This window comes from Tenacibaculum sp. MEBiC06402, from assembly GCF_049239625.1.
In the GTDB taxonomy this organism is placed as follows: domain Bacteria; phylum Bacteroidota; class Bacteroidia; order Flavobacteriales; family Flavobacteriaceae; genus Polaribacter.
Window position 1 is genome coordinate 174,462 of the sequence record NZ_JBMKKT010000104.1, and the last position, 12,535, is coordinate 186,996.

Here is a 12,535-nt window from a genome sequence, read left to right on the forward strand (position 1 = left end):
AACTAGAATTTATCTTTTCTCATTAATTCTTTAATCTTTCTTTCCTCCCAATCTTTACCTAAGAATAAGCTATAATTATAAGCTTCTAATCCGTGGAATAAAACTCCAATTCCCCATCCAATAATTGGAAAATAAAACCAGTGAAATTGTGGTGAAAAACGTAAGTTGATGAATATAAATATTGGAATAAATATCAAGTACGTAATTAAGTTTTGATAAAACTCTTTCATTTTTTCAACCTTTTCTACTGCCTTAATATATCTGCTATTTTCAAAGTCATCTATAATTTTCATTGTATTGTTTGTTTTTAATAACAGTGGTAAACTCACTGTAAATGTTTTGTTGTTATTTTCAATATGCACCTCTTCATCAGAGATTAAACCATACCTATCAGCAATATTCTGTAAACCTACCTTCGTGCTTTTTTTACCGATAGCTTCTTTCGTGTTAATATTATTTTGAATCTTTAGATATCCTCGATCTTCAAATATTGAAATTTTTAGAGGTTTTGAGCTCGAAACAACATTGTGTTTCACTGCATTTTCAAGTAATAATTGTAACGATAATGGAACAATTTTCAAATCGCTATTACTTACTGAACTTGGAACCTGAAACTCCAACGCATCTTCAAAACGCATTTGTAATAACTCCATGTATGTTTTTGCAAACTTCAGTTCTTCAGAAATTGGAATTAATTCCTTATTTCTCTGTTCTAGTACATATCTATAAACCTTTGATAGTTTCGTTGTAAACTTCTCTGCTTGAATTGGGTTTTCACCAATTAAGGAAGTCAATACATTCAAACTATTGAATAAAAAATGTGGATCAATTTGACTTTTTAAAGTTTCAAACTTCGCCGTTTCGGTTTTTGCTACAATTTGTTGTTGCGTTGTTTCTTGGCTCATCGTCTTTTTCCATTCAGACATAAACCCTTTTGCATGAAAAAACGCAGCAACACCTAAAGAAAGAACAATCGCAAATAGATGAACGAAAAGTAATCTATCAGTAAATAATACTTTAAAATCATTATTAAATACTAGAACATATTGTATGTAGTGAATAACAAAAACTGCTAAGGTTGTATAAATTACAGTTCCTATAATTCCAGCCCATACCCTGCTATTCGTTTGTTTAACCCAGTCCCATTTTGCATTCAAAAATTCATTTAAAATTCCATTTCCTAATCCTAGAATAAAAGAGTATAAAGCTGAAAACAAAAAGACTACACTTGCTCCTCTCACACTAAATTGTCTGTTAATTAGAGTGAATAAAACTCCAAAAAATAAAGTCATTTTCACACAAACAATTAGGTCTTTTTTAAATTCACTTCTAAAGTAATTTGCTATACTCATATTCCAGCTTTAAAATTCTTTTATAACTTAATATCTAAAGATACATCTTTATCAGTAATTGTAAATTTTGCATCATCATATCTTGGAGGTCCAAAATTCATTACATTGTTTGATGCTCCATAAGCCTCCAGTGGCATCCCATTAGTTTGAAAATCCATTTTTCCATTGCTGTTTTTGTCATGAAAACAAGTAATTGCATATTCTCCAGCTGGAACGTTTTCAAAAACTATTGTACATTTTCCATTTTCAATTTTACTTTCAGAAACTTTTATTGGATTTCTTTTCATAAATGTTTCTTTGTTGTGCAAACCAAACTTAATAGTTCCTTCATTTGAAGTAGCATTTGAAACAGTTACCGTTATTGTCTGAGTGTTTTGTGCAAAAAGACTAAATGTAGTAGTTGTTAATGCGATTAGTAAAGTGATTAAAATTTTCATTTGTTATTGATTTTAAGATTAATTACACTACAAAGGTGCGCACACATTGTTTATTTTAAAACTAATTATTACCGAGTTGTAATTTTTTCACGACGAATTGTATTTTTTTCAAAATAAAGTTTTGTGTATTCAATTTTTTTATACATTTGACGCATGCATTCAAACAATAAGACAAATCAAATTTACATTCGCCGACGCCGCCCCATGCGACGTAGCTAGTTATTCTTGCTCAAGAATCAAGTAATATTTGAACCATCTTATTAATCCTATTATGCATTTTACATCCACATTTTACATTTTACCTTTAGAAGTTATCACTATTGATAACCGTATTTCTGTACGACGCTTTTTCCCTCGCCCGTAAGGGCAATTCTACTATTAGAACTTAGGTGAGTCCGGTTCTCTTTTAAATCAAAAATTAGTACGAACAAAACAATTAAACATCAAAAATAATGGAGATCATTATTGCCGATATTTCACATAGTGTTTATGCACAGGAAATCTGCGAAACTATTGAAAATGCCGCTAAAATCAGAGGAACCGGTATTGCCAAAAGAAAACCAGAGTATGTTATTTCGAAAATGAAAGAAGGAAATGCTGTCATCGCTTTAGATGGTAAAAAGTTTGCAGGATTTTGTTATATCGAATCTTGGAGTCATGGAAAATTTGTAGCCAATTCTGGATTAATAGTACATCCGGATTATAGAGGTCACGGTTTATCTAAAAAAATCAAACAAAAGATTTTTGATCATTCTAGGATGAAATTCCCAGAAGCTAAAGTATTTAGTATTACAACAGGATTAGCTGTTATGAAACTAAATAGTAATTTAGGTTACAAACCTGTTACATTCTCCGAACTTACTACAGATGAAACATTCTGGAATGGATGCAAAACTTGTGTGAATTACGATGTTTTACAAAGAACAAATCAAAAAATGTGTTTATGTACTGGAATGTTATATGATCCAGCTACTGAAAATAACAATCAACCTAAAAGAAGAATTAAAGAAAAAACATTCGCTAGGTTGAAAAGCATAAAACAACATTTATTCTTAAAAAAAGAGAAAAAATGAAAAAATTAGTATTAGCATATAGTGGAGGATTAGATACCTCATATTGCGCTGTTCATTTATCAAAAGATAAAAACTTTGAAGTGCATGCTGTTAGTGTAAATACAGGAGGATTTACGCAAAATGAAATACAAAATATAGAAAACAAAGCATATGAATTAGGTGTAAAAACCTACAAAAACATCAATGCTATTGATAATTACTACGAGAAAGTAATTAAATACTTAATCTTTGGTAATGTTCTAAAAAACAACACCTACCCTTTATCTGTAAGTGCTGAAAGAATTATTCAAGCGATTGAAATCATCAATTATGCAAAAAGTATTGGAGCTGAATATATTGCTCATGGAAGTACTGGTGCAGGAAATGATCAAGTTAGATTCGATTTAATTTTTAATACACTGGCTCCGGAAATTGAAATCATTACGCCAATTAGAGATCAAAAATTAAGTAGACAAGCAGAAATTGAATACTTAAAAAGTCATGGTGTTGACATGAAATGGGAAAAAGCAAAATATTCTATTAATAAAGGATTATGGGGAACTAGTGTTGGCGGAGATGAAACCTTAACCTCTCACCTACCTTTACCAAATGAAGCTTTTCCATCTCAATTAGAAACCACAACTGAACAATCCATTTCAATTAGATTTAAAAATGGAGAGCCAATTGCTATAAATGATAAAGAAGGAAATCCATCAACAATTATTGACAAACTAAATAAACTCGCTTCTAAATTCGCAATTGGTAGAGATATTCATGTTGGAGATACTATTCTTGGAATAAAAGGTAGAGTTGGTTTTGAAGCTCCTGGCGCATTAGTACTTATAAAAGCACATCATTTATTAGAAAAACACGTGCTAACAAAATGGCAATTACAACATAAAGATTATATCGCGAATTGGTATGGAACACATCTTCATGAAGGATTATACTTAGATCCTGTTATGAGAGATTTAGAAGCCTTATTAAGTAGTAGTCAGAAGCATGTTACAGGTGAAGTATTTATTACTTTGAAACCATATCATTTTTCTCTGGATGGAATTACTTCTCAAAACGATTTATTACAATCAAAATTCGGAAGTTATGGTGAAATGAATAATGCTTGGACTGCTGAAGATGCAAAAGGATTCATAAACATCTATGGAAATCAAACTAAAATCTTTCAAAACACTGTAAATCATGATTAAAGTTGGAATTATAGGTGGTGCTGGCTATACAGCTGGAGAATTAATAAGATTATTAATACATCACAAAGAAGTGGAAATAGATTTTGTTTTTAGTACTTCCAATGCCGGAAATAAAATTTGCCACATACATCAAGATTTAGTGGGAACTACTGATCAAAAGTTCACAGATTCATTAAATACAGAAGTGGATGTTGTTTTCTTATGTTTAGGACATGGAAATTCAGGAAAATTCTTAGCACAATATGAATTTTCGAACAATACTAAAATCATTGATTTGAGTAACGAATTTAGATTGGTAAAAGACTCAGAATTCCAAGGAAATTCATACATCTATGGTTTACCAGAAATTCACAAAACTGAAATTCAAAAAGCAAGGTATATTGCGAATCCTGGTTGTTTTGCTACTGCAATTCAATTAGCTATTATCCCATTAGCTCATCACAAGTTAATCAAAACAGATGTTCATGTAAACGCGGTTACAGGAGCAACAGGCGCTGGAACAAGTTTATCTAAAACAACACATTATACTTGGAGAGATAATAATTTTTCATATTACAAACCTTTTACACATCAACATTTAGGTGAGATTTATCAAACTATTGAACATCTAAATGGAAATAATAATAACAAGGTACATTTCTTACCTAATAGAGGAAACTTTTCAAGAGGAATATTTGCTACAGTTTACACCAAATTTGATGATTCTTTGGATACAGCAATTGAACTCTACAAAGACTTTTATAAAGATGCTGCTTTTACTTTTGTTAGTGATGAATTTCTTCATCTCAAACAAGTTGTAAATACCAATAAATGTCTACTTCATTTACACAAACATGAAGATCAACTATTAATTACGAGTTGTATTGATAATTTATTAAAAGGTGCATCTGGACAGGCGATTCAAAATATGAATTTGATATTTGGGTTTGAGGAATCGGAAGGATTACAACTAAAGGCTAGTTTCTTTTAAGAAAGAAACGTCATGCTGAACTTGATTCAGCATCTCATGATGAAACCCTGAAAGAAATTCAGGGAAATACAATTTAAAATTATGAAAATAGCAATCATAGGAACAGGGAACTTAGGAAAATCAATAGCCAAAGGTTTAATTATTAATAATGCTATTACAACCCTATATCTAACGAAAAGGAATCTTCAAGAAATAGAAGAATTCAACGGATATGGAAATGTAACGGTAACAACTGATAATCTGGAAGCAGTTCAAAATTCAGATATTTTAATCTTTGCCGTTCAGCCAAAGCACTTTGAAGGTATTTTAAATAGCATCAAAGATTCGCTAACGGATAAACATGTTATTATTTCTACAATCACTGGATTTTCAATTGAAAAGATTGAAGCTGTTGTAGGCGAAGATCATCATATCATTAGAGCAATGCCAAATACTGCTATTGCTGTTGGCAAATCAATGACTTGTTTATGTGCAAATACAAAAGGAAACGATCGTATTGAATTGGCTAAAGCTATTTTTAACAGACTCGGAAATTCCTTGGCAATCTCGGAAAACTTAATGCAATCAGCAACTGTGGTTTGTGCAAGTGGAATAGCTTTCTGGATGCGTTTAATAAGAGCTACAACACAAGCTGCAATCCAATTAGGTTTTGATACGAAAGAAGCTCAAGAATTGGCCATGTTTACGAGTGAAGGAGCTGCCAATTTACTTATAGAATCTGGAAATCATCCCGAACAGGAAATAGATAGAGTCACGACTCCTAAAGGATGCACTATTGAAGGATTAAATGAAATGGAACACAAAGGTTTAAGTTCCTCATTAATTCAAGGAATGGTTGCATCATACAATAAAATTAACACGATTAAAAAAGAACAAATATGAGTTTATTTAATGTTTACCCATTATTCGATATTACACCTGTAAAAGCTAATGATGTTTACGTGTACGATGAAAACGGAACACAGTATTTAGACTTATATGGTGGACATGCAGTAATTTCAATTGGTCATTCGCATCCTACTTATGTTGAAAAGTTAACCAATCAGCTTTCCAATATTGGTTTCTACAGTAATTCAATTCAAAACCCTTTACAACAGGAACTAGCAAATAAGTTAACTACGCTTTCTAATTGTGAATCGTATGAATTATTCTTGTGTAATTCAGGTGCGGAAGCAAACGAAAATGCAATTAAACTAGCTTCTTTTCATACCGGGAAACACAAAATTGTTGCTTTTAAAAATGCCTTTCACGGTAGAACTTCTGCTGCAGTTGCCGCAACTGATAATGCTAAAATTGTAGCACCAGTAAATGCACAACATGCTGTCGAATTTATTGAATATGGAGATGTCGCTTCTCTACATGATGTATTGGCCAAAGGAGATGTTTGTGCCGTAATTACCGAAATCATTCAAGGTGTTGGAGGTTTAGATGAAGCTACTACTGAATTATATAAGACAGTAACAACTTTATGTAATAAATACGGAAGTTTATTCATTGCAGACGAAGTTCAATCTGGATTTGGAAGAACTGGAGATTTCTTCGCTTTTCAAAAACATGGAATTGAACCAGACATTATTTCTATGGCTAAAGGAATGGGGAACGGATTTCCTGTTGGAGGAATACTTATTCATCCGAAAATTAAAGCCTCTTTTGGTTTGTTAGGAACAACTTTCGGTGGAAACCATTTAGCATGTACTGCTTCTTTAAGTGTTTTAGAAACCATAGAAAAAGAAAACTTATTAGATAATGTAAAAGAAGTTTCATCTTATTTTATAAATAAGGTTCAACAAATATCAGAAATCAGAAACATAAAAGGTCGGGGATTAATGCTTGGATTGGAGTTTGACTTTCCTATCGCAGAGCTACGGAAAGATTTGATTTTTAATCATCATATCTTCACTGGAAGCTCAAAAAATCCGAACCTACTGCGTATTCTTCCTTCATTAACAGTTAAGAAAGAACATGTAGATGTATTTATCAATGCATTAATAAAAGCATTGACCAATGTCACTTCTTATTTACCCAAGAAGTAGATATTTCTAAAGATTAACGTCATTGCGAGGAGGCAACGACGAAGCAATCTATAAGTAAGATTGCTTCATTCCATTCGCAATGACACTAACTATTAATCATTTGGACATGAAAAAATATACTGATATAAATGATATAACCAACATATCTCAAACTATAAACGAAGCAATTCAAATTAAAAAAACTCCTTTTAAACATAAAGGTTTAGGAGCCAACAAAACACTAGTGATGTTATTTTTCAATGCTAGTTTAAGAACTAGATTAAGCACTGAAAAAGCAGCTAAAAATCTTGGAATGGATGTAATGTGTTTACAAATAAATAATTCTTGGAATTTAGAATTTGAAGACGGAACTATTATGAACCTTGATACTTCTGAACACATCAAAGAAGCAGCTAAGGTTATTGCTCAATATGCAGACATTATTGCTGTAAGAGCTTTTCCAACCTTAAAAAACAAAGATGAAGATTACGCAGAAACCATCATTACAAGTTTTACGAAGTATTCTGAGATTCCTATAGTGAACTTAGAAAGTGCAACAGCTCATCCTTTACAAGCCTTGGCTGATGCCATCACCATTAACGAATTTGCTAAAGACAAGAAACCCAAAGTAGTTCTTTCTTGGGCTCCACATCCAAAAGCGTTACCTCAATCAGTTGCGAATTCGTTTGTAAATATGATGCAACAATTAAATGTTGATTTTTCTATAACTCATCCTGAAGGTTACGAACTACATTCAGACATTACTAAGAATACAAGGGTAAATTACAATCAAGAAGAAGCTTTAAAAGATGCCGATTTTGTGTATGTAAAAAACTGGAGTGCTTATGGCGATTATGGAAAAATACTTACTCAAGATAATAATTGGATGATTACCCAAAAGAAACTGAATAATGCTAAGTTTATGCATTGTTTGCCTGTAAGAAGAAATGTAGTTGTTGAGGATGCTGTTTTAGATTCAGAAAACTCAATTGTTATTGATCAAGCGAATAATAGAACTTACGCAGCACAAGTTGTACTAAAACAGATATTAGAACAATTGGATACATAAAAAAGTCTCGACTTTGCTCGACTTGACAATTGTCACCTTGAGCGCAGTCGAAAGGTTTTACATTATGATTAAAGTATGAAAACACTAAAAATTATAAAAATTGGTGGAAATATCATCAACAATAAAATGCTCTTAAATGAATTTTTGGATGACTTTGCGAAACTCGATTCACCAAAACTATTGGTTCATGGAGGAGGAAAATCAGCCTCAGAACTTTCCATTAAAATGGGAATTCAACCTAAAATGATAAATGGTAGGCGGATTACAGATGACGAAACATTGGACATAATCACAATGGTTTATGGTGGTAAAATCAATAAAAATATCGTTGCTCAATTACAAGCGAGAAACTCGAATTCAGTTGGGTTTTCAGGAGCTGATGGAAACAGCATAGTTGCTATTAAACGTCCCGTTACAAATATTGATTATGGTTTTGCAGGTGATGTTATTCGTGTAAACACGCAAACAATGAATGTTTTATTACAAAACGATGTTTCACCTATTTTTTGTGCGATTACTCATGATCAAAAAGGACAGTTATTAAATACGAATGCAGACACCATTGCATCGGAATTGGCAATTGCTCTATCCAAAGATTATAAAGTTTCTCTTTATTACTGCTTTGAGAAAAATGGAGTTTTAAAAAGTATTGAGGATGATGATTCGGTTATCGAACACATTGACAATCAAAAATTTGAACAACTTAAAAACAAAGGTATTATACATGACGGAATGTTACCAAAAATACAAAATTGCTTACAATCCATACAAAAAGGAGTAACAACTGTACACATTGGAAACAATAAAATGCCTTTTGAACAGGATATAAAATGTACAACATTTCAACAATAATGACACAGAAAGAACTTACCTATAGCGCTATTGATTTACTGAAGAAACTCATAGAGATTCCTTCATTTTCTTCGGAAGAAGATAAAACAGGTGATTTATTAGCATATTGGTGTACTATTCATAATATTGAATATAACAGAACTAAGAATAATGTTTGGGCAGTAAATAAATACTTTGATGAAAGTAAACCCACAATTCTTTTAAACTCGCATCATGATACGGTGTATCCAAATAATGGATATACTAAAGATCCTTTTAAGGCCATTGTTGAAGATGGAAAATTATATGGATTAGGAAGTAATGATGCCGGAGGTTGTTTAGTTGCTCTTTTGGCAACGTTTAGTTATTTCTATCATCAAGAAAATTTAAAATACAATTTAGTATTTGTTGGTTCCGCCGAAGAAGAAAGTAGCGGACCTGACGGTTTAAATAGTATGTTATCAATTATTCCTAAAATTGATGTTGCAATAGTTGGTGAGCCAACTCAAATGCAACTCGCTATTGCGGAAAAAGGATTAATCGTTTTTGATGGAAAAGTTAATGGAACTCCTAGTCATGCTGCTCATCCAAATTCTGATAACCCAATTTACAATACTATTGAAGTTTTAGAATGGTTCAAAAATTATCAGTTTGATAAAACTTCAGAAGTTTTAGGTGATGTTAAAATGACAGTTACTCAAATTAATGCTGGAAAACAACACAATGCAGTTCCTTCTGCGGTTGATTTAGTCATAGATGTTCGAGTAAACGATAAATATACGAATCAAGAAATCGCTGACATACTGGAAAAAGAAGCTCCTTGTAAAATGAAACCTAGAAGTTTACGATTAAATTCATCATCAATAGACAAGAATCATCCATTAATTGAAGCTGGAATGGCAATTGGTAGAACAACTTATGGTTCTCCTACCCTTTCGGATCAATCGGTACTAAGTTGTCAATCTGTAAAATTAGGTCCAGGAGATAGTACGCGTTCACATACTGCTGATGAATACATTTATGTGGATGAAGTTGAAGGAGGAATTGATATTTATATCAAAATTTTAGAACAAGTAATAAAATAATTTAACGTCATTCCGAATGAAGAATGAATGAAAGAATCTAAAGATTGCTTCAAGCTGTAAAATAGCTTCAACTCCGCTCAGCTACCATTTTTTGAAATGCATACAAAGGTGATTGAGCGAAGTCGAAATCATAACATTAAATATCAAATACTAAAAATAAATAAGTTGTCATTTCGCATTTGATGTGGAATCTATATAAATTCATTTAGATTCCTGCCTTCGCAGGAATGACATATAAAATACTTTATTATGAAACTTTGGAAAAAAGAATTTTCTTTGGACAAAGCCATTGAAAACTTTACTATCGGCAACGATAGAGAAATCGATATCCACATTGCAAAATACGATGTAATAGCCTCGAAAGCTCATGCAAAAATGTTAGCATCTGTAGGTATTATTTCATCGGAAGAATCAGAAGCTCTAATTAAAGAACTTGATTTATTGTTGCAACAGATTGAAAACAATGAATTTATTATTGAACAAGATTTTGAAGATGTTCATTCTAAAATTGAGTTTGAACTCACTAAAAAACTTGGAGAAACCGGTAAAAAAATTCATACCGCAAGATCGAGAAATGATCAGGTTCTAGTGGCTTTACAATTATATTATAAAAATGAATTGTTAACGATTATTGAACAAGTCAAAACACTTTTCAATACTCTTATTTCATTAGCAGAACAATATAAAGATAAGTTACTTCCAGGTTATACTCATTTACAAGTAGCAATGCCTTCTTCTTTTGGCTTATGGTTTTCTGGGTATGCAGAAACGCTTTTAGATGACATAGAGTTACTTTCATCTTCACTTAAAATTGTCGATCAAAATCCCTTAGGTTCTGCTGCTGGTTATGGTAGTTCCTTTCCTATTGATAGAGTAATGACTACTGAAGAACTTGAATTTGCAACGTTAAAATATAATGTAATTGCCGCCCAGATGGCAAGAGGAAAAAACGAAAGAATTATTGCTAGTTCTTTAGGGTATTTGGGAAATACTTTGAGTAAATTTTCTATGGATATTTGTTTATATATGAGTCAGAATTTTGGCTTTATTACATTCCCTGACGAATTAACTACAGGAAGTAGTATTATGCCTCACAAAAAAAATCCTGATGTATTTGAATTGGTTAGAGGAAAATGTAATCAAATTCAATCTTTACAAACAGAAATGCTCTTACTTACTAATAATTTACCAAGTGGTTATCACAGAGATTATCAATTATTAAAGGAAAATATGATTAAGGCTTTTGAAAATATGAAGACTATTTTAGGTATTTTCAATTATAGTATTAATCAGGTAATTGTAAAAGATATTGATATGTATGATGATAAATACAAATACCTTTACACAGTTGATAATATTAATACATTGGTGACAAATGGCATGTCTTTTAGAGATGCTTATTTAAAAATAAGCAGTGAAGTAGAAAATGGAACTTATGTGCCAGATGCTTCAAAAGATCACAGCCATGTAGGTAGTATTCATAATCTGTCTTTAGATAAAATAAGAGAAAAGTTAGCTGCTAAATTTTAGTTAAAGTTACTTATCAGAATATTTAGTAAACATATTTAAATGTACTTTGGGAAAAATCAACAATCATGAAATCGATAATCTCAGGGTACATTTTTTTATTCTCTTTCATATGCTTTTCTCAAACAGCAAATGTTCTTCCTATAGACGAGTCTTTTAAGCAATTTATTAGCTGTAGAGATTTTACACTTTCTTCTAATGGTAATGAAGCTTATTTTACGATTCAAAATGTTAACGAGACAAAGGGAGCAATTGTAAAAACTGAAAAAATAAACGATACTTGGACGAATTTTGAAATTGTTTCGTTTTCAGGAAAACATAGAGACATTGAACCTTTTCTTTCTCCTGATAATCTAAAACTATACTTTTCTTCAAATCGTCCTCATGGTAAAGACAATAAACAAACCGATTATGATATTTGGTTTGTTGAACGTACATCAATTAACTCTGCTTGGTCTCAACCCAAAAATATTGGATCTCCAGTAAATACAACATACAATGAGTTCTATCCATCAGTAAGTAAGAGCAACAACTTATATTACACTTCAGATCAATTCACAGCTATAAGTAAAGATGATATTCTTCTTTCGAAATGGAATGGCGAAAACTATGACCAACCAATACAATTAAGTAAAAACATTAACAGTAAAGGTTATGAATTCAACGCCTATATTTCTCCTGATGAAGATTTCTTACTATATACAGTTTATGGTGCTAAAGATGGTTTTGGGAGTGGAGATTTGTACGTAAGTTTTAAAAATAAGAATGGAGAATTTACGAAAAGACAGAACCTTGGAAAGTCTATCAATTCAGATAGAATGGACTACTCTCCTTACTATGACAAAACTTCAGGAACACTTTACTTTACAAGTAAAAGAGATAATACCAAGGAAATAAAAACTACTGACTTAGCGGATTTTAAAGAAATTGTAGAAAGCTATATGAACGGACAAAGTAGAATTTATAAAGTAAAACTAATCTTAAGTCATTAAAAA

The 12,535-nt window shown here is 31.5% G+C and carries 12 protein-coding genes; 10 read left to right on the forward strand and 2 right to left on the reverse strand.

All coding sequences use genetic code 11. The features are described 5' to 3' along the window. Window positions 1–2: 2 nt before the first annotated feature. Together ACOSP6_RS15055 and ACOSP6_RS15060 are read right to left on the reverse strand one after the other, a co-directional pair. On the reverse strand, window positions 3–1,352 hold the full coding sequence (locus ACOSP6_RS15055) for a 2TM domain-containing protein (RefSeq protein WP_422093896.1): 1,350 nt from the start codon (window positions 1,350–1,352) through the stop codon (window positions 3–5). A gap of 20 nt (window positions 1,353–1,372) precedes the next feature. Next, the gene (locus ACOSP6_RS15060) at window positions 1,373–1,789 is read right to left on the reverse strand and encodes a DUF2141 domain-containing protein (protein WP_422093895.1); all 417 of its coding nucleotides are present in this window, start codon (window positions 1,787–1,789) and stop codon (window positions 1,373–1,375) included. 452 nt (window positions 1,790–2,241) lie between these two features. Between ACOSP6_RS15060 and ACOSP6_RS15065 the strand changes: the two genes are divergently transcribed. From ACOSP6_RS15065 to ACOSP6_RS15110, 10 genes are all read left to right on the forward strand, one after another. After that, on the forward strand, window positions 2,242–2,862 hold the full coding sequence (locus ACOSP6_RS15065) for a GNAT family N-acetyltransferase (protein ID WP_422093894.1): 621 nt from the start codon (window positions 2,242–2,244) through the stop codon (window positions 2,860–2,862). Continuing rightward, window positions 2,859–4,046, forward strand: a complete 1,188-nt coding sequence (gene argG / locus ACOSP6_RS15070; RefSeq protein WP_422093893.1) for an argininosuccinate synthase — start codon at window positions 2,859–2,861, stop codon at window positions 4,044–4,046. The genes ACOSP6_RS15065 and argG overlap by 4 nt, the downstream gene beginning before the upstream one ends. Beyond that, window positions 4,039–5,016: an N-acetyl-gamma-glutamyl-phosphate reductase gene (argC, locus tag ACOSP6_RS15075; protein WP_422093892.1), complete on the forward strand. Its 978-nt coding sequence runs from the start codon at window positions 4,039–4,041 to the stop codon at window positions 5,014–5,016. The genes argG and argC overlap by 8 nt, the downstream gene beginning before the upstream one ends. Window positions 5,017–5,097: 81 nt before the next feature. Continuing rightward, on the forward strand, window positions 5,098–5,898 hold the full coding sequence (gene proC / locus ACOSP6_RS15080) for a pyrroline-5-carboxylate reductase (protein ID WP_422093891.1): 801 nt from the start codon (window positions 5,098–5,100) through the stop codon (window positions 5,896–5,898). Continuing rightward, window positions 5,895–7,049 (forward strand): aspartate aminotransferase family protein, encoded by a 1,155-nt coding sequence (locus ACOSP6_RS15085; protein WP_422093890.1) that lies wholly within the window; start codon window positions 5,895–5,897, stop codon window positions 7,047–7,049. The genes proC and ACOSP6_RS15085 overlap by 4 nt, the downstream gene beginning before the upstream one ends. Window positions 7,050–7,155: 106 nt before the next feature. Beyond that, window positions 7,156–8,097, forward strand: coding sequence for an acetylornithine carbamoyltransferase (locus tag ACOSP6_RS15090; RefSeq protein ID WP_422093889.1), 942 nt, complete (start codon window positions 7,156–7,158; stop codon window positions 8,095–8,097). A gap of 75 nt (window positions 8,098–8,172) precedes the next feature. After that, the gene (argB, locus tag ACOSP6_RS15095) at window positions 8,173–8,949 is read left to right on the forward strand and encodes an acetylglutamate kinase (RefSeq protein WP_422093888.1); all 777 of its coding nucleotides are present in this window, start codon (window positions 8,173–8,175) and stop codon (window positions 8,947–8,949) included. Next, window positions 8,928–10,013 carry a M20 family metallo-hydrolase gene (locus ACOSP6_RS15100; RefSeq protein WP_422095735.1) on the forward strand — a complete coding sequence of 362 codons (1,086 nt, stop codon included), beginning with the start codon at window positions 8,928–8,930 and terminating at the stop codon, window positions 10,011–10,013. Before argB ends, ACOSP6_RS15100 begins: the two co-directional genes overlap by 22 nt. Window positions 10,014–10,262: 249 nt before the next feature. Then, a complete protein-coding gene (argH, locus tag ACOSP6_RS15105) occupies window positions 10,263–11,543 on the forward strand; it encodes an argininosuccinate lyase (RefSeq protein ID WP_422093886.1) in 1,281 nt (426 codons plus the stop codon). Between the two features lie 65 nt (window positions 11,544–11,608). After that, window positions 11,609–12,532 (forward strand): hypothetical protein, encoded by a 924-nt coding sequence (locus ACOSP6_RS15110; protein WP_422093885.1) that lies wholly within the window; start codon window positions 11,609–11,611, stop codon window positions 12,530–12,532. Window positions 12,533–12,535 lie beyond the last annotated feature (3 nt).

Coding starts and splice junctions, on each gene's coding strand:
- ACOSP6_RS15090 (WP_422093889.1), top strand. CDS start 7,156: ATGAAAAAATATACTGATATAAATGATATAACCAACATATCTCAAACT.
- argC (WP_422093892.1), top strand. CDS start 4,039: ATGATTAAAGTTGGAATTATAGGTGGTGCTGGCTATACAGCTGGAGAA.
- ACOSP6_RS15055 (WP_422093896.1), bottom strand. CDS start 1,352: ATGAGTATAGCAAATTACTTTAGAAGTGAATTTAAAAAAGACCTAATT.
- argG (WP_422093893.1), top strand. CDS start 2,859: ATGAAAAAATTAGTATTAGCATATAGTGGAGGATTAGATACCTCATAT.
- ACOSP6_RS15100 (WP_422095735.1), top strand. CDS start 8,928: ATGTACAACATTTCAACAATAATGACACAGAAAGAACTTACCTATAGC.
- argH (WP_422093886.1), top strand. CDS start 10,263: ATGAAACTTTGGAAAAAAGAATTTTCTTTGGACAAAGCCATTGAAAAC.
- argB (WP_422093888.1), top strand. CDS start 8,173: ATGAAAACACTAAAAATTATAAAAATTGGTGGAAATATCATCAACAAT.
- ACOSP6_RS15110 (WP_422093885.1), top strand. CDS start 11,609: ATGAAATCGATAATCTCAGGGTACATTTTTTTATTCTCTTTCATATGC.
- ACOSP6_RS15060 (WP_422093895.1), bottom strand. CDS start 1,789: ATGAAAATTTTAATCACTTTACTAATCGCATTAACAACTACTACATTT.
- ACOSP6_RS15065 (WP_422093894.1), top strand. CDS start 2,242: ATGGAGATCATTATTGCCGATATTTCACATAGTGTTTATGCACAGGAA.
- ACOSP6_RS15085 (WP_422093890.1), top strand. CDS start 5,895: ATGAGTTTATTTAATGTTTACCCATTATTCGATATTACACCTGTAAAA.
- proC (WP_422093891.1), top strand. CDS start 5,098: ATGAAAATAGCAATCATAGGAACAGGGAACTTAGGAAAATCAATAGCC.